Consider the following 24,464-nt stretch of genomic DNA (forward strand, 5'->3'; position numbering starts at 1 on the left):
CTCAGGACCTTGGGCCGCTTAGCCGTCCAGTCGCTTGCCCAGCGCCGCGCGCGTCTGCGCCAGCGCCTGCGGCAGGTGGTGCTTGAGCTGCGTGAACAGCTCGTCATGCAGCGCCAGCTCCTTCTGCCAGGCATCGCGGTCGATCGAGGTTACCTGCTCGAACTGCGCCGGCGAGAACTCGACGCCGTTCCAGTTCAGGTCCTGGTACCGCGGCGAGGTGCCGAACACGTGCTCGGCGCCCTGCCCCTTGCCTTCCACGCGGTCGATCATCCACGACAGCACGCGCATGTTCTCGCCGAAGCCCGGCCACACGAAGTTGCCGTCGGCGTCCTTGCGGAACCAGTTGACGCAGTAGATCTTCGGCAGCTTGGCGCCCGCGGCTTCGAGCTTGTTGCCCAGTTCGAGCCAGTGGCCGAAGTAGTCGCTCATGTTGTAGCCGCAGAACGGCAGCATGGCGAACGGGTCGCGGCGCACCACGCCTTGCTGGCCGGCCGCCGCCGCGGTGGTTTCCGAGCCCATGGTGGCAGCCATGTAGACGCCCTCGGTCCAGTTGCGCGCTTCGGTCACCAGCGGCACCGTGGTCGAGCGGCGGCCGCCGAAGATGAACGCATCGATGGGTACGCCGGCCGGGTTGTCCCAGTTGTCGTCGATCGACGGGCATTGCGACGCGGGCGCGGTGAAGCGCGCGTTCGGGTGCGCGGCCTTGGCGCCGGTGGCCTTCGCAATCTCCGGGGTCCAGTCCTTGCCCTGCCAGTCGATCAGGTGCGCGGGCGCTTCCTTGGTCATGCCTTCCCACCACACGTCGCCGTCGTCGGTCAGCGCCACGTTGGTGAAGATGACGTTTTCCTTGAGCGTCGCCATCGCGTTGTAGTTGGTCTTCTCGCTGGTGCCGGGCGCCACGCCGAAGTAGCCGGCTTCCGGGTTGATCGCGTACAGGCGGCCGTCCTTACCCGGCTTGATCCAGGCGATGTCGTCGCCGATGGTGGTGACCTTCCAGCCCTCGAAACCCTTGGGCGGGATCAGCATGGCGAAGTTGGTCTTGCCGCAGGCCGACGGGAAGGCGGCGGCGACATGGTATTTCTTGCCCTCGGGCGAGGTCACGCCGAGGATCAGCATGTGTTCGGCGAGCCAGCCTTCGTCGCGGCCCATGGTCGAGGCGATCCGCAGCGCGAAGCACTTCTTGCCCAGCAGCGCATTGCCGCCGTAGCCCGAGCCAAACGACCAGATCTCGCGCGTTTCCGGGAAATGCACGATGTACTTGGTCGGATTGCACGGCCACGCCACGTCTTGCTCGCCGGCGGCCAGCGGCTTGCCCACGGTGTGCACGCACGGCACGAAGGCGCCGTCGCTGCCCAGCACCTCGTACACGGCCTTGCCCATGCGGGTCATGATGCGCATGTTGACCGCCACGTACGGCGAATCGGACAGTTCCACGCCGATATGGGCGATCGGCGAACCCAGCGGCCCCATCGAGAACGGCACCACATACAAGGTACGGCCGCGCATGCAGCCGTCGAACAGGCCGGCCAGGGTCTGGCGCATCTCGGCCGGCGGGGTCCAGTTGTTGGTCGGGCCGGCATCTTCCTGCTTCTCGGAGCAGATAAAGGTACGGTCTTCGACGCGGGCAACGTCCGACGGGTCCGACAGGGCCAGGAAGGAGTTCTTGCGCTTGGCCGGGTTCAGCCGCTTCATGGTGCCGGCGGCGACCATCTGCTCGCACAGTCGGTCATATTCTTCCTGCGAGCCGTCGCACCAGTAGATGTTGTCGGGCTTGGTCAGCGCGGCGATTTCCGCGACCCAGGCAATCAGCTTGGGGTGCTTGACCCAGGCCGGCGCATTGACGGCTGCCGTACCTTGCATCGTGGGGTGGTTCATACTGCAAACTCCAGGTTTGTAAAGGGAAGGAAGGGAAGGAATCCTTGCAAAGCCTGGCCGGCGGGTTGTCCTGCGTGCCGGGGGGCGGAACCGTCACTGCTGCTGCGTCCCTGCCACGTCGCTGCAAGGGCCGCCTCGGGAGCGTCACATCCCGTTACAACTCCGCGGCGGCCCGGTTTGCGCAAAAGGTCGCGGCGGTCACGGCGGCTGCGCTACAGTGGCGCTTCGCCCGCGCAGCGTGGCCCGCAGTTGCCGGCCGGGCTTTGTCCGGGGGCAGCCGCGTGACGGGAGCAATGCTCGACCGACAATCCGCGGCGGCACCGGAGCGGGCAAGGATACCACTGGCGCACCCCCCTGTTTTTTGCTGCGCAACAATTGCCGGCGTCGGCCGACGCGGGATTTGCACCCCGCGGCGCCAGGGTTGCGGCACGCCGGTGCGGGGTTCGCAAACGTTTCACAACAATACTGTTGGCCGGCACGCGCCTCGGTGGGCGCGCGCACCAACTGGCACAACGTCCCGAAGATAACCAGGGTTGCCGATGAAGATTGCCGTACTCGACGATTACCAGGATGCCGTGCGCAAGCTGCCTTGTTTCAGCCTGCTGGAGGGGCACGACGTCAAGGTGTTCAACAACACCGTCAAGGGCGTGGGCCAGCTCGCGGCGCGCCTGTCGGATGTGGAAGCCGTGGTGCTGATCCGCGAACGCACCCGCATCACGCGCCAACTGCTGGAAAAACTGCCCAAACTGAAGCTGATCAGCCAGACCGGCCGGGTCGGCGCGGGGCCCGGCAGCCATATCGATCTCGATGCCGCCACCGACCGCGGCGTGGCGGTGCTGGAAGGCGTGGGCTCGCCGGTGGCGCCGGCCGAACTGACCTGGGCCCTGATCATGGCCGCCCAGCGCCGCATTCCGCAGTACGTGGCCAGCCTGAAGCACGGTGCGTGGCAGCAGTCGGGGCTCAAATCGACGACGATGCCGCCCAATTTCGGCCTGGGTCAGGTGTTGCGCGGACAGACCCTGGGGATCTGGGGCTACGGCAAGATCGGCCGGCTGCTGGCCGGCTACGGCCGCGCCTTCGGCATGAAGGTGCTGGTCTGGGGGCGGGACGCATCACAGGAAGCCGCGCGCGCCGATGGCCTGGATGTGGCGGCATCCAAGGAGCAATTGTTCGCCGACAGCGATGTGCTGTCGCTGCACTTGCGCCTGAACGACGACACCCGCGGCATCGTCAAGCAGGCCGACCTGACCGCCATGAAGCCGACCGCCCTGTTCGTCAATACCAGCCGTGCCGAACTGCTGGAAGAAAATGCCCTGGTCACCGCGCTGAACCGCGGCCGCCCGGGCATGGCGGCGATCGACGTCTTCGAGTCCGAGCCGATCCTGCAGGGCCACGCGCTGCTGCGCATGGAAAACTGCATCTGCACGCCGCATCTGGGCTACGTGGAACGCGACAGCTACGAGCTGTATTTCCGCACGGCGTTCCAGAACATTCTGGACGTGCTGGACGGCAAGCATGACTGCATCGTCAATCCGAAGGCGCTGGCGCCGGTGTTGACGCGCTGAGTCGGTTCCGGCTGCGCTGGCGCCTGTCCCCCCGCCAACGCGAATTTTCGGAACCCGCTACACTCGGGTCTTCCCCAGCCGCCGGCCGCAATGGCCCGGCGGCCGATCCGACAAAACGACAAGGCGCGTCTCGCGCCGACCCCTCTCCCATGGCCGGCATGGACCCCAGGCTCGTGACGCTCTGCGTCGGCAATTTTGTCATCGGCACCGGTGCGATGATCGTGACCGGCATGTTGAACGACATTGCCGGCGATTTCGGGCTGGGCGCGGCCAGCGCCGGGCAGCTGATCTCGGTGTTCGCGCTGGCCACCTGCGTGGGCGCGCCGCTGTTCGCCACGCTGGGGTCGCGCATCGACCGCCGGCTGCTGCTGGCGGGCTCGCTGCTGGTCTATGGGGTGATGCACGTGGCCGCGGCGCTGGCTCCGAGCTTTGCGGCGCTGATGGCGATCCGCTTCCTGACCGCGATCGGGGCGGCCATCTATACGCCGCAGACCGCGGCCACGCTGCCGCTGCTGGTCAATGCGCAGACCCGCGGGCGCGCCATCAGCTTTGTGTTCCTGGGCTGGAGCATCGCCAGCGTGGTGGGCGTGCCGCTGGGGACGTGGATTTCCAGCACGCTGGGCTGGCGCGTCAGCATGGCGCTGGTAGGGGTGATGGCGCTGCTGGCGGCGGCGGCGGTGTGGCGCGCGCTGCCGCGCGGGCTGATGGTGCCGCCGGCCGGGCGCGAGGCCTGGGGCGCGGTGCTGCGCCACAAGCCGGTGATGCTGGTGGTGCTGACCACCATGATCTCGTCGGCGGGCATGTTTACGCTGTTTACCTATATCGCCCCGCTGATGCGCGACGTCTATGGCATCAGCGGCGGCGCGCTCAGCCTGATGTTCCTGGCCTACGGTGCCTGCGGGGTGTTCGGCAACGCCATGGCGGCGTCGCGCATGGACCGGGTCACGCCGAGCCGGATCGTGCAGGTGACGCTGCTGACGTCGATCACGGCGATGGTGCTGTGGCCGCTGGCCGGGCTCGGCAGCGTGGCCCTGGTCGCGCTGTTCATGTTGTGGGGCGTGGGCGGCTTTGCCACCAACAGCGCCCAGCAGGCGCGGCTGGTGCTGCTGGCGCCGGAGCGGGCCTCGGTGTCGATCTCGCTGAACTCTTCTTCGATCTACCTGGGACAGGCCGCCGGCGCCATGGCCGGCGCGGCGATCTATACCCTGGCGGGGCCCAACACGCTGCACTGGGGCGCGGCGGCGCTGATGCTGGCGGCGCTGGCGGTGTCGCAGCGCGCGCGCCTGCTGGGCTGCCGCTGGCAGCCTGCGCAAGCGGCCCGGCAGCTCTGATTCCAGTCTGAAACACGCGCCGCGATCCCCGCCGGCGCCTTGTGAGGAACCGCACCAAGCACTTGTCCACAGCGTTATCCGCCCCGTTATCCTCAGGGATATCCGCAGCTTATCCACATCCCTTTCCACAACCACGAAGCGGGGGCGCACGTGAGCGATTCGAGACCTTGGCCGGGCCTTGCACGCGTGCTGGCGGTCAGCCTGGGCAAGGCCATCCCGCTGGTGGTGGCGGGCGCGGGCACCGAGGCGGTGGTGCTGTCGGGCATCCGCAAGCATCCGGTCAGCACGCTGCTGCACCCCTTGCGGGTCCAGGTGCAGCAACTGGGCCTGGCGGGCGACGAGCAGGGCGACCTGACCGTGCACGGCGGCCTCGACAAGGCGGTCTATGCCTACCCCTCGGAGCACTACGCCTGGTGGAATGCCCGCCGCCGCGCCTGCGCCCAGCCTGACTCCGGGCCTCCGCTGCCTTACGGTGCGATGGGGGAAAACCTGACGCTGGAGGGTTTGCTGGAGTCCGCGCTATGGATCGGCGACCTGGTGCGGGTCGGCACCGCCCTGCTGCGCGTGGAGGCGCCGCGCCAGCCCTGCTACAAGTTCAACGCCGCGCTGGGCTACCGCCACGCGGTGCGCGACATGGTGCAGAGCGGCTACTCCGGGGTCTATCTCAGCGTGGTGCTGAAGGGCGAAGTGCGCGCCGGCGATGCCGTGATTGTGCAGGCCGGACCACGGGAATTGTCGGTCGACAGCGTAAATCAGTGGCGCCGCGATGGCCGGCGGCAGCTTTTCTGATAATGTTTGTCTAACCATACAAGCGCCCCGCTAAACACATCTCCGGCTTCCCCTGTGGCCCGGACGGCGTTTGCCGGCGCCGGGCATTACCAGACCCTTGCACCCCTGTAACGGACTGTAATACGCGGCGCTGGCTCCGGCGGGCGAAGCGCGGTACTAGTAGAGTCTTTGCGCGACACGCACCGGCAGCAATCTGGACACAACATGCCGGGCGGTACACGGGGAGTGGCGCTGAAGACGCGGGGCAGAGAGTCCACACAACATGAAATCTGACAGGATCGACCAGCCCAAGGGCTTCGTCGACAGCAATTGGAGGGCGGCCGCCGGGACCGGGCACGGCCGCGTGTCGCCGTGGCTGGCGGTACTGGTGGTGCTGGCCGTCGCCGGCCTGGGCTGGTTTGCGTGGCGCACGTGGCTGGCGCCGAAGCCCGCGCCCAAGCCGCCCGCGGCGGCCATCGTGGCGACCGCGCCGGTGCAGCAAGGCGACGTGCCGCTGCAGGTCTCGGCCAACGGCAACGTCACGGCGCTGTCGACGGTGGAGGTGCGGCCGCAGGTGTCCAGCACCGTGCGCACCGTCCATATCAAGGAAGGCCAGACCGTCAAGCCCGGCGACCTGCTGTTCTCGCTCGATACCCGCATGGACGAGGCCAACCTGGCCAAGGCCCAGGCGCAGTTGCTGCGCGACCAGGCCGACCTGGCCGATGCCCGCCGCACGCTGGCGCGCAGCCAGGAACTGCTGCAGCGCAATTTCATTTCGAAGAGCGCGGTCGATACCGCGCAAGCCAGGGTTGATGGTTTCGCCGCCACCGTGCGCGCCGACCAGGCCGCGATCGAGGCCAGCCGCGTGGCGGTCAGCTACGGCGCCATCCGCGCCACCATCAGTGGCCGCACCGGCGTAATCAACGCCTTCCCGGGCTCGCTGGTGCTGCCCAACAGCACCCAGCCGATGGTCACCATCGCCCAGGTGCAGCCGATCGCCGTCACCTTCAGCCTGCCCGAACGCCAGCTGGCGGCCCTGCGCGAGGCGCTGCGCGCCGGCCCGGTACAGGTCACCGCGCAGCCCAACGACGGCAACCAGGCGCCGGTGACCGGGCGCATCAGCTTCGTCGACAACACGGTCGATCCCCAGTACGGCACCATCCGCGTCAAGGCGCAGTTCGACAATGAAGAGCAGCGGCTGTGGCCGGGCACCTATGCCACCGTCAGCGCCGTGGTGCAGACGCTCAAGGACGCGCTGTCAGTGCCGCCGCAGGCGGTGGTGACCGGGCCCGAGGGCCGCTTCGTCTATGTGGTGCAGCCCGACAGCAAGGTGGCGCGCGTGCCGGTGCGGGTGGTGACGACCACCGCCGCCGCGGCCGTGGTCGAGGGCGTGCAGCCCGGCGCCCGCGTGGTGGTGGAAGGCACGCAGAACCTGCGCCCCGGCGCGCTGGTGCGCGAGGCGGCGGCGCGCGGCGCTTCGGGTGCCGCTGCCGCCCGCCCCGCCAGCGCGGGGCACTGAGCCATGACGCTCTCGGAACTCTGCATTCGCCGTCCGGTGATGACGGTGCTGCTGTGCCTGGCCGTGGTGGTCACCGGCATCGTGCTGTATCCGACCATTCCCATTGCCGCGCTGCCCAGTTTCAACTCGCCGGTGATCCAGGTCACCGCGACCCTGCCCGGGGCCAGCCCCGAGACCATGGCCGCGTCGGTGGCCACGCAGCTGGAGAAGCAGTTCGCGACGATTCCGGGCGTGTCGGTGATCAGCTCGTCGAACACGCTCGGCAACTCCAGCATCACCATCGAGTTCAACAACGACCGCGATATCGACGATGCGGCCGTCGACGTGCAGGCGGCGCTGTTCCGCGCGCAGCGCTCGCTGCCGATCGAGATGACGACGCCGCCGTCGTACCGCAAGGTCAACCCGGCCGATGCACCGGTGCTGCTGCTGGCGATCAACTCGCCGGCGATGAGCCTGGCCGACCTGAACGCCTTCGGCGACAACCTGATCTCGCCGACGCTGGCAACGCTGCCGGGCGTGGCGCAGGTGCAGATCTTCGGGCAGAAGCGCTTTGCCGTGCGCGTGCGCGCCCACCCCGATGCGCTGGCCGCGCGCGGGCTGACGCTGGACGAGCTGGCCACCGCGCTGAACCGCGCCAACGCCAACACGCCGGTGGGCACGCTCGACAGCGCGCGCCAGACCCTGACGATCCAGGCCAACCGGCAGCTCACCAATGCCGACGCCTTCCGCAATATCATCGTCGCCAGCCAGCCCAACGGCGCGCTGGTGCGCCTGTCCGACGTGGCCGAGGTCGAGGACAGCGTCGAGACCATCAAGACCGGCAGCTGGCTCAACAACGAGCGCTCGATCGTGCTGGCGGTGCTGCGCCAGCCCGACGCCAACACCGTCGCAGTGGTCGACGCGATCCATGCCGCCCTGCCCCGCCTGATCCAGCAGATGCCGGGCTCGATCAACGTGTCGGTGGTCAACGACCGCTCGCGCTCGATCCGCGAATCGATCCACGACGTGCAGTTCACGCTGGCGCTGACGGTGGCGCTGGTGGTGATGGTGATCTTCCTGTTCCTGCGCCGCGCCGCGGCCACGCTGATCCCGACGGTGTCGCTGCCGATCTCGCTGATCGGCACGGTGGCGCTGATGAAGGCGTTCGGCTACAGCCTGGACAACGTCTCGCTGCTGGCGATCACGCTGGCGGTGGGGCTGGTGGTCGACGATGCCATCGTCATGCTCGAGAACATCGTGCGCCATATCGAGGACGGCGTGGCGCCGCTGAAAGCCGCGCTGGTGGGCTCGCGCGAGATGGGCTTCACCATCCTGTCGATCTCGATCTCGCTGGTGGCGGTGTTCATTCCGATCTTCTTCATGCCGGGCGTGATCGGGCTGCTGTTCCACGAATTCGCCGCGGTGGTGTCGCTGGCGATCCTGGTGTCGGCGCTGGTGTCGCTGACGCTGATTCCGATGCTGTGCGCGCGTTTCCTGTCGGCCGAGAACGTGCCGGTGGACGAATCGCACCACGCCTATGGCGACCATCCGCCAGGTCAGCCGCCGCAGCCCGCCGTGGCGCAGAAGCAGACCCTGGGCATGCGCTCGACGCAGTGGTTCGAGAACCTGTTCGAGTTCACCCTGCACCGCTACGCGCGCGGGCTGGACTGGTGCCTGGCGCACCGGCGCACCGTGCTGGTGGCGGCGGGTCTGACCTTCGTGCTGACCGCGGTGCTGTTCGTCGCCATTCCCAAGGGCTTTTTCCCTGAAGAGGATATCGGCCAGATCCGCGTCAACGCCGAAGGGCCGCAGGATATTTCCTTCGACGCCATGTCGGAACGCCTGCGCGACGCGGCCGAGCGCATGCGCGCCAACCCGGCGGTCAAGAGCATCGTGGTCGCCATCGGCGGCGGCCCGTCGCCGGCCATCAATACCGGGCGCATGTTCGTGGAACTGAAGCCGCGCGGCGAGCGCGGGGCCATGCCCAAGGTGATCGAGTCGTTGCGCCGCGACGTCGCCGGGGTGCCGGGCCTGGCGGTGTACTTCGCGCCGGTGCAGAACCTGCAGCTGGGCGGGCGCCAGAGCAAGAGCCGCTACCAGTACACGCTGCAGAGCGTGAAGGCCGGGCAGCTGCAGGACTACTCCGACCAGCTGATGGCGAAGATGCGCGCCGACAGCCTGTTCCGCGACGTCACCAGCGACTCGCAGCAGTCCGGGCTGGAGGCGCACCTGACCATCGACCGTGACAAGGCCAATGCGCTTGGGGTGCAGATGCAGGACGTGCGCACCGCGCTGTATTCGGCCTTCGGCGAGCGTCAGGTGTCGACCATCTACACGCCGATCGACAACTACTACGTGATCCTGCAGGCGGCCGATGTCGACCGCACCGACGAAAGCGCGTTCTCCAAGCTCTACGTGCGCAGCAAGACCGGGCAGATGGTGCCGGTATCGGCCTTCGCCACCACCGAGCGCCGGGTCGGCCCGATCGCGGTCAACCACCAGGGGCAGCTGCCGTCGGTGACGGTGTCGTTCAACCTGGCCCCGGGCGCGGCGCTGGGCGATGCTTCCGCGCGCATCGACCGCTACAAGCAGGAGATCGCGATGCCGACCTCGATCTTCACCAGCTGGGGCGGCGACGCGGCGGTGTTCCAGTCGTCGCAGGCGACACAGATCGTGCTGCTGGTGGCGGCGATCGCCGTGATCTACACGCTGCTGGGCGTCCTGTACGAGAGCTACATCCACCCGCTCACCATCCTGGCGGGCCTGCCATCGGCGGCAGTGGGGGCATTGCTGACGCTGTTTATCTTCAACGTCGAGTTGTCGCTGATCGCGGTGATCGGCGTGCTGATGCTGATCGGCATCGTCAAGAAGAACGCGATCATGATGATCGACTTCGCGCTGGCGGCGCAGCGCGAGCAGGGCATGACCCCGGCCAGGGCGATCCGGCAGGCGTGCCTGCTGCGCTTCCGCCCGATCATGATGACCACCTTCGCCGCGGTGATGGGTGCGCTGCCGCTGGCACTGGGCCTGGGCGCCGGCGCCGAGCTGCGCCAGCCGCTGGGCCTGGCGGTGGTGGGCGGCCTGCTGTTTTCGCAGGTGATCACGCTGTTCATCACGCCGGTGATCTACCTGGCGCTGGACCGGTTCTCCGGCACCGGGCCGCTGCAGATCGACGCGGAAGGCAACAAGCTGCCGCAGAAAGCGCCCGGGGAGGCGGTGCGGCAGCACTGAAACGAGCGCTGGAAAGCCAGCTATTCGCCCGTTTCCGCGAGGATGTCGCCAGGTACGTCCAGGGCTTGCGCCAGCCTGCGCAGCGCTTCGGCACTGCCCTTGCGCGAGCGGTTTTCGATCTGGCTGAGATACGGCTTGCTCAGGCCGGCGGCCCGGGCAAGCGCATCCTGCGTCAGCCGGCGATAGTTGCGCCACGCCTTGACCGGGTGGTCGCCGGCCAGCTCGGCGTCGAGCACCGCCGCCGGCACGCGCAAGCCATCGTCGCTGGCCTTTGCCGCGTCGAACAGGGCGACATCGCCGGCCTCTTCCATCAGGTGCTTGACGCGTTCCCATACCTCAATGGGGACTACCGCATATTCGCGGCGGCCGTCGCGTTCAATGAACTGGATGTCGGTCACTTGTAGGCGCCTCCACGTGGACTGATGGCCAATACCAGGATCACCAGCCTGCCGTTCTCGATTTCGTACAAGACGCGCCAATCCCTACCCGTAATCGATAGCCTTCGCGGCCCGCGAGCTTTCTGGCGTTCGGGTTTGGCGCGTAAAGATCGACGGCAAGTACGTGGATCTCTGCGACGATCGTTGCGGCAAGGTTTCGTGGCATGGATCGCAGCGACTGAGCAGCTTGCCTGGTGAACTCAACGGCGTACATGCAGGATCATAGTCCCGTGCAAACACGTTCGCAAACAAAGTTTGCAAACGATGGAGGTGGTTCGAGGGACCAACATTGCATACATGTGGCATGCGCGCCACGTCCTTTGAGTTAAGTCATTTACCTATCTCGCTTAAATGATAATAATTCTCGTTAACTAAAACGGCGTCACCCGCGGCCTGGCCAGCCGTCGGGCAGCGCCTTCACGCGAGCCAGCCACCCGTTACGGATTTTTGCCAGCCAGCGTTCGATTTCTTCTGGGGAGAATCCATGAAACGTCGCTGTCTGGCGCGCCTGCGCGCCTCTGTCCGGGTCACGCCCGTTGCCGCCGTGTGCGCGGCGCTGGGCTCGCCAGCCATCGCCGCCGACGGCGTTGGCAACACCATCACGCTGGCCGCGCTGAACGAGGTGGTGGTCACCGCCACCCGCACCGAAGAGCGCGCCGACGCGGTGGCGTCGACCATCACCGCGCGCGACGCGCGCCAGATCCAGCGCGCGCAGCCGGTCGACGAAGCCGGCCTGTTCGCCGACGAGCCGGACATCGACGTGCCGCGCGACCGCCGCCGCTTTGGCGCCGGCAGCATCAATATCCGCGGCATCGAGGACAACCGCGTGCTGCAGATGGTCGACGGTGTGAGGCTGCCGGATTTCTTCAACGGCGGGGGGCCGTCGAACATCTCCAGCTCGACCCGCGATGCGCCGGAGTTCTCGTTCCTGAAGCGGGTCGAAGTGCTGCGCGGGCCGGCATCGAGCCTGTATGGCTCGGACGCGATCGGCGGCGTGGTGGCGTATGCGACCAAGGATCCGTCGGACCTGACGCAGGGCCGCAAGGTCGGCGGCGAACTGGGGCTGAACTGGAACGGCATCGACAACGGCTTCGGCCAGACCGCGGGCGTGGCCGGCGGCAGCGACACGCTGCAGGGCCTGTTCATGGTCGCGAATCGCAACGCGCATGAAATGAAGAACATGGGCAGCGATGATTCCAACTCGGTCAACCGCACCCGGCCCAACCCGCAGGACGTGCGCACGCAGGCGTGGCTCGGCAAGATCCTGCTCAACGCCAGCCCGGCGCACAAGTTCAAGTTCACCTACGAGCATCGCGACGGCAACACCGATACTGACCTGCTGCGCTTGTCCACGGCCTTGCCGCGCGTCACCGCCGCCAATGGCAATGAAGACCTGAGCCGCGACCGCGTCAGCCTGGACTACGAGTGGAAGCCGGCCAGCGGCGTGCTCGACCGCCTGGCCGCGCAGGTCTACTACCAGGAGTCCGAGACCACCACGCTGACCAACCAGGTGCGCAGCAACACCAGCACCGGCTGCTCGGCCACCACGCGCGGCACCAGCCTGTGCAACGTCTCGCTGGGCTTTGCCTTCAAGCAGGAGCAGACCGGCTTCAACCTCCAGGGCGACAAGTCGTTTGCCACCGGCGGCGTCGAGCACCGGCTGATCGGCGGCGTCGATTTCATGCGCGTGCGCTCGTCGGAATCGCGCGACGGCACGGTGCGCAACCTGACCACCGGCACCACCACCAAGTCGCTGGCCGGCGAGAATTTCCCGATCCACGACTTCCCCACGGGAGAGACGCGCCAGACCGGCCTGTTCGCGCAGGACGAAATGCGCTTCTTCGATGGCCGCTTCACGCTGACGCCCGGGCTGCGCTTTGACCATTACTCGTTGTCGCCCGATGGCGATGACCTGGTCTACAACAATGCCGGCGGCCGCCCGGCGGTCAGCAAGAGCGATTCGCACCTGTCGCCCAAGCTGTCGGCGCTGTGGCAGGCGACCGACCGCGTCAACCTGTGGGCGCAGTACGTGTTCGGCTACCGCGCGCCCAACTACCAGGAAGTCAACGGCAGCTTCCGCAACCCGGTGCAGGGCTATGGCGCCGCGCCCAATGCCGCCCTGGACCCGGAGAAGAGCCGCTCGTTCGAGGTCGGCGCGCGCTATACCGGCGACAACGTGCAGACCAGCGTGGCGCTGTTCGACAACCGCTACCGCGACTTTATCGAACAGGTGCAGCTGACCTGCCCGTCCGACCCCGCCTGCCTGCCCGGCCTGCGCGCGACCTACCAGTACCGCAACCAGACCAGCGTGCGCATCTATGGCGCCGAGTGGCGCGGCGTGTGGCGCTTCCTGCCGCAATGGCGCGTCGATGGCGCGGTGGCGTACGCGCATGGCAACAACGAGCAGACCGGCCAGCCGCTGAACAGCGTCTCGCCGCTGCGCGCCAGCGCCGGGCTGACGTGGGAGCGCGTGCAGGGACAGGGCGCCGCGATCCGCTGGCGCGGCGCGCGCCCGGTGACGCGCACCGACGATTCGTCGTTCACCTACTTCAAGCCCGCCGGCTACGGCGTGGTCGACCTGCAGGCGTGGTGGCGCTTCAATCGCTACGTCAGCCTGGCGCTGTCGGTCAACAACCTGTTCGACAAGAAGTACTGGCTGTGGGGCGACGTGCGCCAGACCGGCGTCTCGGCGACCGAGCCCGGCGTGGACTTCTACACGCAGCCGGGCCGCACCTTCGCCGCCAGCCTGAAGCTGTCGTTCTGAGCGGGAGCCGCGCAAGGAGGTTCGCATGTCCCCACAAAACATAACCAACCGCTGGCTGCTGGCGCTGCTGTGCCTGCTGGTCTGCATCGGCGCGGCCCAGGCCGCACCGCGCATCGCCATCCTGACCAGCTCGCCGGTGCCGGCGGGCAAGTTCGGCCCATTGCGCGAACTGGCGCAGGCCCAGGGCATGACGCTGGAGGCGCAGTACCTGGAGCGCATGCCGGCGCAGGAGGTCGCGCCGTTTATCCACAATGCCGACCTGCTGATCGTCGATGCGCCGCGCGACCACATCGTCACCGCGATGCTGCAGCGCCTCGGCCCGCTGTGGAGCGAGGCGCGCGTGCCGCGCGTGCTGATCGCCACCGACCGCTATGAAGCGCATAACCTCGACGACAAGCTCGCGGCGCAGCTGCATGCGTACTACGTCAACGGCGGCCGCGGCAACTTCGGCGCGATGATGCGCACGATCGCGGCACAGCAGTTCCGCTTGCGTGCCGATGCCACCATTCCCGCGCCAGTGGTGTTCCCCAAGGCCGCCTACTACCATCCCAGGCTCGCCGGCGTGATCACCACCTCGCCGCAGGAAGCCCTGGCGGCCTCCGGCAGCAGCGGCCCGGTGATCGGCATCGCCATCCACCAGGCCTATGTGTCGGGGCTCGACAGCGCCTTTATCGACGACCTGATCGGCCGCCTCGAAGCGCGCCACGCGCGCGTGCTGACGTTCTACGGCCCGGTGATGGACGCCGATGGCATCACGCGCATGGCGATGCCCGGCGGCAAGCGCCTGGTCGACGTGCTGGTCAACGGCCAGATCATGCTGAACCCGCACGGGCGCAAGGCCGAGTTCGAGCAACTCGACGTGCCGGTGCTGCAGGTCATGCCCTACCGCAAGGGCGACGCGCAGGCGTGGCAGGACGACCCGCACGGCATCAGCCTGACCGATACGCCCTTCTACCTGGTGCAGCCCGAGCTGGCCGGCGTGATCGACCCCATCCTGGCCGCCGCCACGGCCAGGGGCGACGGCGCCATCGTCGGCCTGCCGGCGCAGCTCGATGCGGTGGCCGACAAGGCGCTGGCGCTGGCGCGGCTGCGCCACCTGCCCAACGCCGACAAGCGCGTGGCGATCCTGTACTACAACTATCCCGCCGGCGAGAAGAACCTGTCGGCGTCGTTCCTGAACCTGCCGAAGAGCCTGGCCAGCACGCTGGCGGCGCTGCGTGCGGCGGGCTACACCACCGAGGCCGCCGACGAAGCGCGGCTGCAGCGTGACCTGGGCGCGTTGCTGGCACCCTTCTATCGCAGTGGCAGGCTGGAGCCGTTGCTGGACGCCGGCCTCGCGGTGTGGATGCCGATGTCGCAGTACCGCCGCTGGTACGACGCGCAGCCCGCGCCTTTGCGCGCCGCCGTGGCGCAGCGCTGGGGCAGTCCGGAGCAATCGGCGATGGCGACCACGCGCGGCGGCGAGCCAGGCTTCGTGATCCCGCGGCTGCAGCTCGGCAACGTGGCGCTGATGCCGGTGCCGCCGCGCGGCGAGCGCAACGAATCGGACGAGAAGGCGCTGTACCACTCCACCTCCACGCCGCTGAACCACTTCTACATGGCCGCCTACCTGTGGGCGCGCCAGGACCGCGAAGCGCTGGTCCACTACGGCACCCACGGCACGCAGGAATGGACGCCCGGCAAGGAGCGCGGCCTGTCCGTCACCGACCAGCCCTACCTGGTGCTGGGCAGTGTGCCGGTGATCTATCCGTATATCGTCGATGACGTCGGCGAAGCGATCCAGGCCAAGCGCCGCGGCCGCGCCGTGATCGTCAGCCACCAGACGCCCCCGTTCCGCCCGGCCGGGCTGCATACCGAGCTGGTAGCGCTGCACGACCAGTTGCACGCGTACCTGCAGCAGGACGAAGGCGCGGTGAAGGACACCATCCGCCAGCAGATCCTGTCGCGCAGCGCGTCGATGCACCTGTTCGAGGATATGGGCTGGAGCGCGGCGCGGGCGCGCGCGGATTTCAGCGGCTATCTCGATGCGCTGCATATCCACCTGCACGAACTCGGCGGCGCGCTGCAGCCCTATGGCCTGCACACGTTCGGGCAGTCGCAGGACGAAGGGCTGCGGCTTTATACGACCATGGCGATGCTCGGCAAGGACTGGCTCAGGCGCGTGTTCCCCGACGAGCCGGAAGAGCTGTTCGCGGTCGACTACGCGCAGCTTGCGCAGACGCCGCCCTATGCGATGGTGCGGCGCTATGTGGCCGAGGGCGCCTCGCTGGACGAGCTGGGCGATGCGCGCCAGCGCGAGGACATGCAGCGCGCGCGGCAACTCTATGCCAGCCTCGATGCAACGCCCGAGAACGCGGGGCTGCTGACCGCGCTGGCCGGCCGTCACCTGCACTCGGGCACCGGCGGCGACCCGGTGCGCAATCCCGATACCTTGCCGACCGGCCGCAACCTGTACGGCTTCGATCCCTCCAAGGTTCCCAGCCGCGAAGCCTGGAAGGCGGGCCAGGCCGCCGCCGAGGCGATGATCGCCGACTGGCGCAAGCGCCATGGCCGTTATCCCGACAAGCTCGCGTTCTCGCTGTGGAGCGTCGAGACCATGCGCCACCAGGGCATGCTCGAAGCGCAGGCGATGGCGGCGCTGGGCGTGCGGCCGAAGTGGGACGACGGCGGCCGCGTGGTCGGGGTCGAGCCGATTGCTGCCGCGGAGCTGGCCCGTCCGCGCGTGGACGTGGTGCTGTCGGCCACCGGTCTGTATCGCGACCACTTCCCCAATCTGATGAAGTGGCTGGCCGAGGCGGTGAAGCTCGCCGCCGCGCAACCGGAAGCCGGCAACGTCGTCGCCGCGAATACCCGCGCAGTCCGTGAGCGGCTAAGCAAGCTGAATGTTCCCGCCGAGCGGCTGGACGCGCTCGCGGTGACGCGCATCTTCGCCAGCGAATCGGGCAACTACGGCACCGGCCTGAACGACGCCGCGATGGCCACCGATACCTTCGGCAGCGGCCGCCAGGCCGATGCCAAGCTGGCCAGGCTGTATCTCGCGCGCATGCAGTACGCCTACGGCCCGGACGAGCAGCACTGGGGCGAAGCGCTGCCGCAGGTCAACCTGTATGCCGAGAACCTCAAGGGTGTCGACGGCGCGCTGCTGGCGCGCAGTTCCAACCTGTACGGCATGCTGACCACCGATGACCCGTTCCAGTACCTCGGCGGCATCGGCCTGGCGGTGCGCCACCTGACCGGCAAGGCGCCTGAGCTGCTGATCTCCAACCTGCGCGATGCGAACCAGGCGCGCACGGAGACCGCCGCGGGCTTCCTCGCCAGCGAACTGCGCACGCGCTACTTCCATCCCGGCTGGATCGAGGGCATGAAGGCCGAGGGCTACAGCGGCGCGCTGAACGTGCTCGACACCGTCAACAATTTCTGGGGCTGGACCGCGGTCTCGCCCGAAATCGTGCGCGACGACCAGTGGACCGAGTTCGCCGAGGTCTATGTCAACGACAAGCACAAGCTCGGCCTGAACGCATGGTTCGAAAAGCACGCCCCGCAGGCCCAGGCCCAGGTGATCGAACGCATGCTGGAAGCCGCGCGCAAGGGCTACTGGAAGGCCGACAGCAAGCTGCTGCAGACGCTGGCGCAGCGCTATGAAGACCTGGCGCAGCGGCACGACATCGTCAGCGGCAACCGCGCGTTCAACCAGTATCGCGAACAGCAGGCGCGCGCCGCCGCGCCGGGCTATGGCCTGCAGGCGCCCGCCGCGGCACCGCGTACGGCAGCGCCGCCGACGCCGCGGCAGGCTGCCGCGGCACCCGCGCCCGAGCCCCCTCCCGCACCCGCGCCGAACCCGCCCCAGCCCGTGCAAGGCATGGAGCTGGTGGAACGCAAGCCGCCCGCGGCCGAGATCGTGCCGGTGCTGTCGTGGCTGGCCGGCGGCATCGCGCTGGCGGCCGCGATCGTGGGCGGCGCGCTCAGCGCGCGGCGGCGCCAGGTCGATGCCCGCGCCGGCTGGCTGCCGGAGCGCCGCTGAGGCAACGCAGATATCCATCGCATTCAACGAGACCAGACATGACACCCACCCTGCTTGAAACCCTGATGTACGACGTCGGCCAGCTGTTCCTGATCCCGACGCTGGCGCTGATCGCGCTGCTGTTCCTCTACGCCTTCTGGGCGCTCGGCGAGTTCGCCATGCAGGCCTGGCTGCGCACGCGCCACCCCATCGCCAGCGGACGCGGCTACGTGCTGGTGGCCTGGGCGCGCAAGCACAAGGTGGCCGATGCCGACGCGCTCGACGTCGCCGCGCACCGCCTGCTGGAGCGGCCCCGCATCGCCACGCGCGTGGCGCCGATGCTGGGGCTGGTGGCCACCATGATCCCGATGGGACCGGCGCTGAAGGGGCTGTCGGGTGGCAACCTGGCCAATGTGGGCGAGAATCTGACCATCGCCTTCTCCGCGGTGATCCTGGCGCTGATCGCGGCCAGCATCACCTTCTGGGTGGTCAACGTGCGCCGGCGCTGGCTGGCCGAGGAACTGGTGTGGCTGGGGCAGTCGCGGCCGCAGTGGGAGGTGGACGAATGAAGTTCCTGGAAGAGAGCGAGGCCGACGATCCGATCCTGTCGGTGGTGAACCTGATCGACGTGTTCCTGGTGGTGATCGCCGCGCTGCTGGTGGCGATCGCGCAGAATCCGGCCAACCCGTTCACCCATGATGACGTGACCATCATCAAGAATCCCGGCAAGCCCAATATGGAGATCGTGTCGCGCCAGGGCGAGAAGGTGGTGCGCTACCAGGCCAGCGGCCAGGTCGGCAGCGGCGACGGCATCAAGGCCGGCGTGGCGTACCGGATGCAGGACGGATCGATGGTGTACGTGCCGGAGCAGCCTGCGCCGCAGGCATCGGTGCCCACCACTGAAACCAGATAAAGGAAAGCGCATGATGGCATTCCGCTTGCGCGCAGCCGCCATGCTGGCCGCTGCCGCTGTGTTGGCCGCCGGCTGTGCTGCCCGGGGGCCGGCTTCGTCCACGGTCAGCGCCGCCTTCGCCGGCAAGCCCTACGTGCTGTTGGGCGAAGTGCACGACAACGCCGCCGGCCAGCAGCAGCGGCTCGACGCGCTGACGCGCGCGCTCGAGCAAGGCTGGCGCCCGGCCATCGCCATGGAGCAGTTCGACCGCGAGCGGCAGGCCGATATCGACCGGGCCCGGCGCGAGCGCCCGCGCGATGCCGACTACCTGATCGCGCAGGCCGGCGGCGGCGCCTGGCAGTGGCCGCTGTACAAGCCCGTGGTGGCGCTGGCGCTGCAGTACGATCTGCCGCTGGTCGCCGCCAACCTGTCGCGCGCCGACGCGGGCAAGATCGTGCGCGGCGGGCTGGACGGGCTGTTTTCCGCGGACGAGCGGCAGCAACTCGGCCTGACCGGCGCGTTGCCGCCGGACCTGGTGGCGGCGCAGACCGCGGTGCTCGACCGCGGGCACTGCGGCAATTTCCCCAAGGCGATGCTGCCCGGCATGCTGGCGGCACAGGCCGCGCGCGACGCGGTGATGGCGCGGGCGTTGCGGCCGTATGCCGGGCGCGGCGCGGTGCTGATCGCGGGGAACGGGCACGTGCGGCGCGACGTGGGGGTGCCGCGCTGGCTTGCTGACGAGGCCGGCAAGGTGATCAGCGTGGGCTATGTCGAGGGAGCGCCCGCGCATGGCGAGTTCGACATGGCGGTGGTGGTGCCGGCGGTCGAGCGCAAGGATCCGTGCTTGCAGGCGAAGCCGGCTGGCTGAGGAGCAGTGTTCAGTGTCGGTTGCCATGGACGCGCCGGCCCTGTCCCCCTCCATCCACGTAAACCCCAACCCCCTCTGACAGCCTTTTGACAGTTTCCCCCGCCTAGAATCCGCCCCATGGCCGGGAGTTCCGGTCTGACGTTCACAACATCCAAGAACAGTCCCGGCCAGCCCTCGCCGCGCCGGACAGGAGACCAGCCCGGTGCCGCGCCGCTGCGCACGCTCCCGGGCCCCCATCCCGTCCCGCAACGCGTGGCCACCGGAACGCCCGGGTCGGATCGCGGCAGCCATCGAAGGCAAGCGATCACCGGTATTACCAAGGAGACCGCCATGCGCCGTACCTATTTCCGCTTCGCCCATGCCGTGATGGCATCCGCCACCCTTGCCGCCGCTGCCGTGGCCGCGCCCGCCTTCGCGATGGACAACGTCAAGGTCATGATCGGCGCCAACCCCGGCGGCGGCTTCGACCAGACCGGCCGCTCGCTGGGCGCGGCGATGGTCGCCGCGGGCCAGGCCAAGGCCGCTTCGTACGACAACAAGGGCGGCGCCGGCGGCACCATCGCGCTGACCCAGTTCGTCAACACCGACAAGGGCAACCCCAATGCGCTGATGGTGGTGGGCGCGGTGATGGTCGGCGCGATCGAGACCAACAAGCCGCCGGTCACGCTGAAGAACGCCACCCCGATCGCGCGCCTGTTCGCCGACACCATGGTCATCACCGTGCCGGCCAGCTCGCCGATCAAGTCGATCAAGGACCTGACCACGCAACTCAAGGCCAACCCGGGCAGCGTCAGCTGGGGCGGCGGCTCCAAGGGCTCGATCGACCATATCCTGGCCGGCCTGGTCGCCAAGGAAAGCGGCGTCGACCCGAAGAAGGTCAACTACGTGCCGTTCCAGGGCGGCGGCGAAGCCTCGGCCTCGATCATGGGCGGGCACGTGACGGTGGGCATCGCCGGCGTGTCGGAATTCCTGCCCTTTATCAAGAGCGGCAAGATGCGCGCGCTGGCGGTCACGTCCAAGGACCGTGTCGCCGATATCCCGACGCTGAAGGAGCAAGGCGTCAACGTCGAGATCTATAACTGGCGCGGCGTGTACGGCGCCCCGGGCACCACGCCCGAGCAGCGCAAGGCCATGATCGACGCCGTGGTCAAGGCCACCGAAAGCAAGGCCTGGAAGGACACGCTGCAGAAGAACGACTGGACCCCGTTCCTGCTGACCGGCGACGAGTTCGGCAAGTTCGTCGACAGCGAATCGACCCGCCTGGGCGCGACGCTGCGTGAACTGGGCGTGGCCAAGTAACACGGTCCGGCGCGCGGGGCTGCAGCGCCCTGCAATACCGCCTTAATGCATTAACGCATCCCTCTCGCTTCACCTGTCGTGCCTGCCGACGCCGCCGGTGATCCCGGTGGCCGGAAACACGGCGCGGGGCCCGGTGTCCACCTGCGATACCGAAGACAACAACATCTGTCACTGGGCCCCGCCGCCGCGCGGGCAGCATCCGCCGGCGTCGCGCGTGCCAGCCTCCGCGGCTGGCGACCAAGGCCCAAGGAGTCTCCATGAAACCCTCGCACCTCGCCATCGGCATCGCCGTGCTGGCGATCTCGCTGTTCTTCTTCCTCGGGCTGTCCGGCATCACCGGCGACGAGGGCTATGCGGGCCTGTCGCCGCGCTTCGTGCCCACGCTGGTGGCGATCGGCCTGGCGGTGTGCGGCGCGCTGCTGACCTGGCAGGGCGTGCGCGGCGGTTTCCGCAACATGCCGGAAGAGGACGCCGAGCTGCCCAACGCGCCGCACAACTTCGGCGGCTTCGTCTGGGTCGCCGCGGGCCTGGTGCTGAACATGGCGCTGATCGGCACGCTCGGCTTCGTGTTGTCGTCGACGCTGCTGATGGTCTGCGTGGCGCGCGGCTACGGCAGCCGCCGCCTCGTGCGCGACGCGATCATCGGGCTGTGCATCACGGTGCCGATGTGGGCGTTGTTCGAGTTCCTGCTCGGCATCAACCTGCCGCTGCTGCCCATCGCCGGCTTCTGAGCCCGCCCGTCCCGCAAGGAGTCTTCGCATGGATACCCTGAACCAGCTGATGCACGGCTTTGCCGTCGCGATCACGCCGATCAACCTGATGTGGGCCCTGGTGGGCTGCTTCCTCGGCACCGCCATCGGCGTGCTGCCGGGCATCGGTCCCGCGCTGACGGTGGCGATGCTGCTGCCGCTGACCGCCAAGGTCGAACCCACCGCGGCGCTGATCATGTTTGCCGGCATCTACTACGGCGCGATGTATGGCGGCTCGACCACCTCGATCCTGATGAACACGCCGGGCGAGTCTTCCACCATGGTCACGGCCATGGAAGGCAACCTGATGGCCAAGAACGGCCGCGCCGGCCCGGCGCTGGCGACCGCGGCGATCGGCTCGTTCGTGGCCGGCACCATCGCCACCGTGATGCTGTCGCTGTTCGCGCCGGTGGCGGCCGACGTGGCGCTGCAGTTCGGCCCGGGCGAGTACTTCATGATCATGCTGCTGGCCTTCACCACGGTCTCGGCGGTGCTGGGCTCGTCGCTGCTGCGCGGCATGACGGCGCTGTTCCTGGGCCTGGGCATCGGCCTGATCGGCATGGATTCGCTGTCGGGGCAGACCCGCTATTCGATGAACGTACAGGAGCTGTACGACGGCATCGACATCGTGGTGGTCGCGGTGGGCCTGTTCGCCGTGGGCGAGGCGCTGTTCAACGCATTCTTTCCGCAGCCGCCCAGCACCTACAACAAGCTCAGCTCGACCCACATGAACCGGTCGGACTGGAAGCGCTCGCTGCCGGCGTGGATCCGCGGCACCTTCATCGGCTTCCCGTTCGGCCTGATCCCGGCGGGCGGCGCCGAGATCCCGACCTTCCTGTCGTACGCGACCGAGAAGAAGCTGTCGGACCACAAGGAAGAATTCGGCAAGGTCGGCGCGATCGAAGGCGTGGCCGGCCCCGAGGCCGCCAACAACTCGGCCGTGACCGCGACGCTGGCGCCGCTGCTGACGCTGGGCATCCCCACCTCCAACACCACCGCGATCCTGCTGGCGGCGTTCCAGAACTACAACCTGCAGCCCGGCCCGATGCTGTTCCAGACCTCGGGCGACCTGGTGTGGGGCCTGCTGGCGTCGCTGTATATCGGCAACGTGATGCTGCTGGTGCTGAACCTGCCGGCGATCGGCCTGTGGGTGCGCATGCTGCGCGTGCCCACGCCGCTGCTGTACGGCGGCATCCTGATCTTCGCCGGCCTGGGCGCGTACGGCATCCGCCAGTCGTGGTTCGACCTGCTGCTGCTGTTCGTGGTGGGGCTGCTGGGCATGGTGATGCGCCGCTTCGATTTCCCCACCGCGCCGGTGATCGTCGGCATGATCCTGGGGCCGATGGCGGAGAAGCAGCTGCGCAATGCGCTGTCGATCGGCCAGGGCGACTGGAGCCTGTTCCTCAAGCAGCCGATCTCGGCCTCCATCCTGGCGCTGACCGTGGCGGTGGTGGTGATCCCGCGCCTGCTGCGCTGGCACGCCGGGCGCGGCACCGCGCATGCGCAGGCTGACAACGCCGCATAACACGCGGTAGCATGCGGTTGTCTCTGCGGGGGGCCCGGCGCCATGGCGTGCGGGCCTCTTGCTTTCCTCGGACCAGACATTGCAAAACAATAAGCGCCGGCGCCCCGCGCCAGGCCGCTGACCGATGCCGCTTGCCGCCAACCGCTGGCTGTCCGCGCTGCCCACGCTGGCGCTCGGGCTGGCCGCTGCCCTGCTCTGCACTCTCCTGCATACGCCGCTGCCATGGATGATCGGGCCGCTGCTGGCGGTGGCCGCCGCGCGCATGGCCGGCGCCGACCTGCGCGCGCCGGCGCAGGCGCGCAATGCCGGCCAATGGGTCATCGGTGCCTCGCTCGGGTTGTATTTCACGCCGGACGTGGTGGCGCGGCTGGTGGAGTACCTGCCGTACATCGTCGCCGCCTCGCTGTTCGCGCTGGCGCTGGGCGCGGGCGGCGCGCTGCTGCTGCGGCGGACCACCGGCGTCGCCTTCAAGACCGCGTTCTTCTCCACCGCCATCGGCGGCGCCTCGGAGATGGCCAACCTGGCCGAGCGCAACGGCGCGCGCATCGACCAGGTGGCGGCCGCGCATTCGCTGCGGGTGCTGATGGTGGTGGTGACGGTGCCGGCAATCTTCCAGTACGGCGGCATCCACGGGCTCGACCCGTATATCCCCGGTCCGCGCGTGGTGAGCGCGCCCGGGCTGGTGGCGCTGGTGGCGATTACGCTGGGCGTGGCGCTGCTGATGAAGCGGCTGAACATGCCGAATCCGTTCGTGATCGGCACGCTGCTGGCGGCGGCGGTGCTGACCGCTTGCGGCATCGAGCTGTCGGCCATCCCCACCTGGATGAGCCGGGCCGGCCAGCTGCTGATCGGGGTGTCGCTGGGGGTGCGGTTCTCGCGCGAGTTCCTGCATACCGCGCCGCGCTTCCTGTCGGGCGTGGCGCTGTACACCGTGCTGGCGCTGGTGGTGTCGGCGCTGTTCGGCTGGGGGCTGTCGGCGCTGTCGGGCGCGCACCCGGCCACGGTGATCCTGGGCACCACCCCGGGCGGCATCGCCGAGATGTGCATCACCGCCAAGGTGCTCGAGGTCGGGGTGCCGCTGGTGACCGCCTTCCACGTGATCCGGATGGCGTTCGTGGTGCTGGCCACCGGGCCCCTGTATCATTGCCTGAAACATCGCGTCGCGCCGGAGGAGACGGAATAGCGGTCCGCGCGCAGGTCCGCCATGCGACCGCCATGGTGCGGCCACACAGAACAAGGAGCACCATGCCCGAAGCCCTGACCCTTGTCGACATCGACGCCACGCTCGAGCGCGTGCTGGCGCCGTGGGTACGCCAGCTCGGCCTGCGCGCCGAAGCCGTCGACGCCCAGGGCGTGACGCTGCGCCTGCCGTTCAGCGAATCGTTCCGCCATGCGGGCGGAGTGGTCTGCGGCCAGGTGCTGATGTCCGCCGCGGATACCGCCATGATCGTCGCCGTGGCCAGTGCGCTGGGCGCGTTCCGGCCGATGACCACGGTGTCGCTGACCACCAACTTCATGCGCCCGGTGATCGACGGCGACGTGCTGGTGCGCGCCAACGTGCTGCGGCTGGGCAAGACCGTGGTGTTCGGCGAGATCGAGCTGACCGGCACCGACGGCAAGCTGGCGGTGCAGGCCACCACCACCTACGCCCTGCTCTGACGC

18 protein-coding genes are annotated in these 24,464 nt (G+C 68.5%); 15 read left to right on the forward strand and 3 right to left on the reverse strand.

The genetic code is table 11. The features are described 5' to 3' along the window. Nucleotides 1-18: 18 nt before the first annotated feature. On the reverse strand, nt 19-1,875 hold the full coding sequence (locus FHX60_RS23980; RefSeq protein ID WP_183284847.1) for a phosphoenolpyruvate carboxykinase (GTP): 1,857 nt from the start codon (nt 1,873-1,875) through the stop codon (nt 19-21). A gap of 539 nt (nt 1,876-2,414) precedes the next feature. On the opposite strand from FHX60_RS23980, the gene FHX60_RS23985 reads away from it, so the two are divergent. The 5 genes from FHX60_RS23985 to FHX60_RS24005 all read left to right on the forward strand — a co-directional run bounded on the left by FHX60_RS23985 (nt 2,415) and on the right by FHX60_RS24005 (nt 10,268). Next, nucleotides 2,415-3,440 carry a D-2-hydroxyacid dehydrogenase family protein gene (locus tag FHX60_RS23985; RefSeq protein WP_112775981.1) on the forward strand — a complete coding sequence of 342 codons (1,026 nt, stop codon included), beginning with the start codon at nt 2,415-2,417 and terminating at the stop codon, nt 3,438-3,440. Nucleotides 3,441-3,598: 158 nt separating this feature from the next. Further along, the gene (locus tag FHX60_RS23990) at nt 3,599-4,771 is read left to right on the forward strand and encodes an MFS transporter (protein WP_183284848.1); all 1,173 of its coding nucleotides are present in this window, start codon (nt 3,599-3,601) and stop codon (nt 4,769-4,771) included. Between the two features lie 150 nt (nt 4,772-4,921). Then, the gene (locus tag FHX60_RS23995; RefSeq protein WP_018004991.1) at nt 4,922-5,560 is read left to right on the forward strand and encodes an MOSC domain-containing protein; all 639 of its coding nucleotides are present in this window, start codon (nt 4,922-4,924) and stop codon (nt 5,558-5,560) included. Between the two features lie 262 nt (nt 5,561-5,822). Further along, nucleotides 5,823-7,058 (forward strand): efflux RND transporter periplasmic adaptor subunit, encoded by a 1,236-nt coding sequence (locus FHX60_RS24000; protein ID WP_183284849.1) that lies wholly within the window; start codon nt 5,823-5,825, stop codon nt 7,056-7,058. Nucleotides 7,059-7,061: 3 nt separating this feature from the next. Continuing rightward, nucleotides 7,062-10,268: an efflux RND transporter permease subunit gene (locus FHX60_RS24005; protein ID WP_183284850.1), complete on the forward strand. Its 3,207-nt coding sequence runs from the start codon at nt 7,062-7,064 to the stop codon at nt 10,266-10,268. Between the two features lie 20 nt (nt 10,269-10,288). On the opposite strand, the gene FHX60_RS24010 is transcribed toward FHX60_RS24005, so the two are convergent. Then, entirely contained in the window at nt 10,289-10,666 is a 378-nt protein-coding gene (locus FHX60_RS24010; RefSeq protein WP_183284851.1) for a helix-turn-helix domain-containing protein, read from the reverse strand. Continuing rightward, nucleotides 10,663-10,875, reverse strand: coding sequence for a type II toxin-antitoxin system RelE family toxin (locus FHX60_RS28010; protein ID WP_183284953.1), 213 nt, complete (start codon nt 10,873-10,875; stop codon nt 10,663-10,665). The genes FHX60_RS24010 and FHX60_RS28010 overlap by 4 nt, the downstream gene beginning before the upstream one ends. A 314-nt stretch (nt 10,876-11,189) precedes the next feature. Between FHX60_RS28010 and FHX60_RS24020 the strand changes: the two genes are divergently transcribed. The 10 genes from FHX60_RS24020 to FHX60_RS24065 all read left to right on the forward strand — a co-directional run bounded on the left by FHX60_RS24020 (nt 11,190) and on the right by FHX60_RS24065 (nt 24,461). Next, the gene (locus FHX60_RS24020) at nt 11,190-13,469 is read left to right on the forward strand and encodes a TonB-dependent hemoglobin/transferrin/lactoferrin family receptor (RefSeq protein ID WP_183284852.1); all 2,280 of its coding nucleotides are present in this window, start codon (nt 11,190-11,192) and stop codon (nt 13,467-13,469) included. A gap of 25 nt (nt 13,470-13,494) precedes the next feature. Further along, nucleotides 13,495-17,490: a cobaltochelatase subunit CobN gene (gene cobN, locus FHX60_RS24025; protein WP_183284853.1), complete on the forward strand. Its 3,996-nt coding sequence runs from the start codon at nt 13,495-13,497 to the stop codon at nt 17,488-17,490. 38 nt (nt 17,491-17,528) lie between these two features. Then, complete coding sequence (locus tag FHX60_RS24030) at nt 17,529-18,038, forward strand: MotA/TolQ/ExbB proton channel family protein (RefSeq protein WP_092315453.1); 510 nt, start codon at nt 17,529-17,531, stop codon at nt 18,036-18,038. Further along, entirely contained in the window at nt 18,035-18,382 is a 348-nt protein-coding gene (locus FHX60_RS24035) for a DUF2149 domain-containing protein (RefSeq protein WP_092315451.1), read from the forward strand. The genes FHX60_RS24030 and FHX60_RS24035 overlap by 4 nt, the downstream gene beginning before the upstream one ends. A 10-nt stretch (nt 18,383-18,392) precedes the next feature. Then, nucleotides 18,393-19,229: a ChaN family lipoprotein gene (locus tag FHX60_RS24040; RefSeq protein ID WP_183284854.1), complete on the forward strand. Its 837-nt coding sequence runs from the start codon at nt 18,393-18,395 to the stop codon at nt 19,227-19,229. 330 nt (nt 19,230-19,559) lie between these two features. After that, the gene (locus FHX60_RS24045) at nt 19,560-20,528 is read left to right on the forward strand and encodes a Bug family tripartite tricarboxylate transporter substrate binding protein (protein WP_092315447.1); all 969 of its coding nucleotides are present in this window, start codon (nt 19,560-19,562) and stop codon (nt 20,526-20,528) included. Nucleotides 20,529-20,785: 257 nt separating this feature from the next. Continuing rightward, entirely contained in the window at nt 20,786-21,259 is a 474-nt protein-coding gene (locus tag FHX60_RS24050) for a tripartite tricarboxylate transporter TctB family protein (RefSeq protein WP_062795975.1), read from the forward strand. A 28-nt stretch (nt 21,260-21,287) separates the two neighbouring features. Continuing rightward, complete coding sequence (locus tag FHX60_RS24055; protein WP_183284855.1) at nt 21,288-22,802, forward strand: tripartite tricarboxylate transporter permease; 1,515 nt, start codon at nt 21,288-21,290, stop codon at nt 22,800-22,802. A 124-nt stretch (nt 22,803-22,926) separates the two neighbouring features. Next, nucleotides 22,927-23,985 (forward strand): AbrB family protein, encoded by a 1,059-nt coding sequence (locus FHX60_RS24060; protein WP_112775991.1) that lies wholly within the window; start codon nt 22,927-22,929, stop codon nt 23,983-23,985. Nucleotides 23,986-24,047: 62 nt separating this feature from the next. Then, nucleotides 24,048-24,461, forward strand: a complete 414-nt coding sequence (locus FHX60_RS24065; RefSeq protein ID WP_183284856.1) for a PaaI family thioesterase — start codon at nt 24,048-24,050, stop codon at nt 24,459-24,461. The last annotated feature ends 3 nt before the right edge of the window (nt 24,462-24,464 follow it).

Source organism: Cupriavidus alkaliphilus (genome assembly GCF_014191175.1).
In the GTDB taxonomy this organism is placed as follows: domain Bacteria; phylum Pseudomonadota; class Gammaproteobacteria; order Burkholderiales; family Burkholderiaceae; genus Cupriavidus; species Cupriavidus alkaliphilus.

Bases quoted from the DNA above. Each gene is read 5' to 3' on its own strand.
- FHX60_RS23980 (WP_183284847.1), bottom strand. From the start codon at position 1,875: ATGAACCACCCCACGATGCAAGGTACGGCAGCCGTCAATGCGCCGGCC.
- FHX60_RS23985 (WP_112775981.1), top strand. From the start codon at position 2,415: ATGAAGATTGCCGTACTCGACGATTACCAGGATGCCGTGCGCAAGCTG.
- FHX60_RS23990 (WP_183284848.1), top strand. From the start codon at position 3,599: ATGGACCCCAGGCTCGTGACGCTCTGCGTCGGCAATTTTGTCATCGGC.
- FHX60_RS24000 (WP_183284849.1), top strand. From the start codon at position 5,823: ATGAAATCTGACAGGATCGACCAGCCCAAGGGCTTCGTCGACAGCAAT.
- FHX60_RS24005 (WP_183284850.1), top strand. From the start codon at position 7,062: ATGACGCTCTCGGAACTCTGCATTCGCCGTCCGGTGATGACGGTGCTG.
- FHX60_RS24020 (WP_183284852.1), top strand. From the start codon at position 11,190: ATGAAACGTCGCTGTCTGGCGCGCCTGCGCGCCTCTGTCCGGGTCACG.
- cobN (WP_183284853.1), top strand. From the start codon at position 13,495: ATGTCCCCACAAAACATAACCAACCGCTGGCTGCTGGCGCTGCTGTGC.
- FHX60_RS24030 (WP_092315453.1), top strand. From the start codon at position 17,529: ATGACACCCACCCTGCTTGAAACCCTGATGTACGACGTCGGCCAGCTG.
- FHX60_RS24035 (WP_092315451.1), top strand. From the start codon at position 18,035: ATGAAGTTCCTGGAAGAGAGCGAGGCCGACGATCCGATCCTGTCGGTG.
- FHX60_RS24040 (WP_183284854.1), top strand. From the start codon at position 18,393: ATGATGGCATTCCGCTTGCGCGCAGCCGCCATGCTGGCCGCTGCCGCT.
- FHX60_RS24045 (WP_092315447.1), top strand. From the start codon at position 19,560: ATGCGCCGTACCTATTTCCGCTTCGCCCATGCCGTGATGGCATCCGCC.
- FHX60_RS24050 (WP_062795975.1), top strand. From the start codon at position 20,786: ATGAAACCCTCGCACCTCGCCATCGGCATCGCCGTGCTGGCGATCTCG.
- FHX60_RS24055 (WP_183284855.1), top strand. From the start codon at position 21,288: ATGGATACCCTGAACCAGCTGATGCACGGCTTTGCCGTCGCGATCACG.
- FHX60_RS24060 (WP_112775991.1), top strand. From the start codon at position 22,927: ATGCCGCTTGCCGCCAACCGCTGGCTGTCCGCGCTGCCCACGCTGGCG.
- FHX60_RS24065 (WP_183284856.1), top strand. From the start codon at position 24,048: ATGCCCGAAGCCCTGACCCTTGTCGACATCGACGCCACGCTCGAGCGC.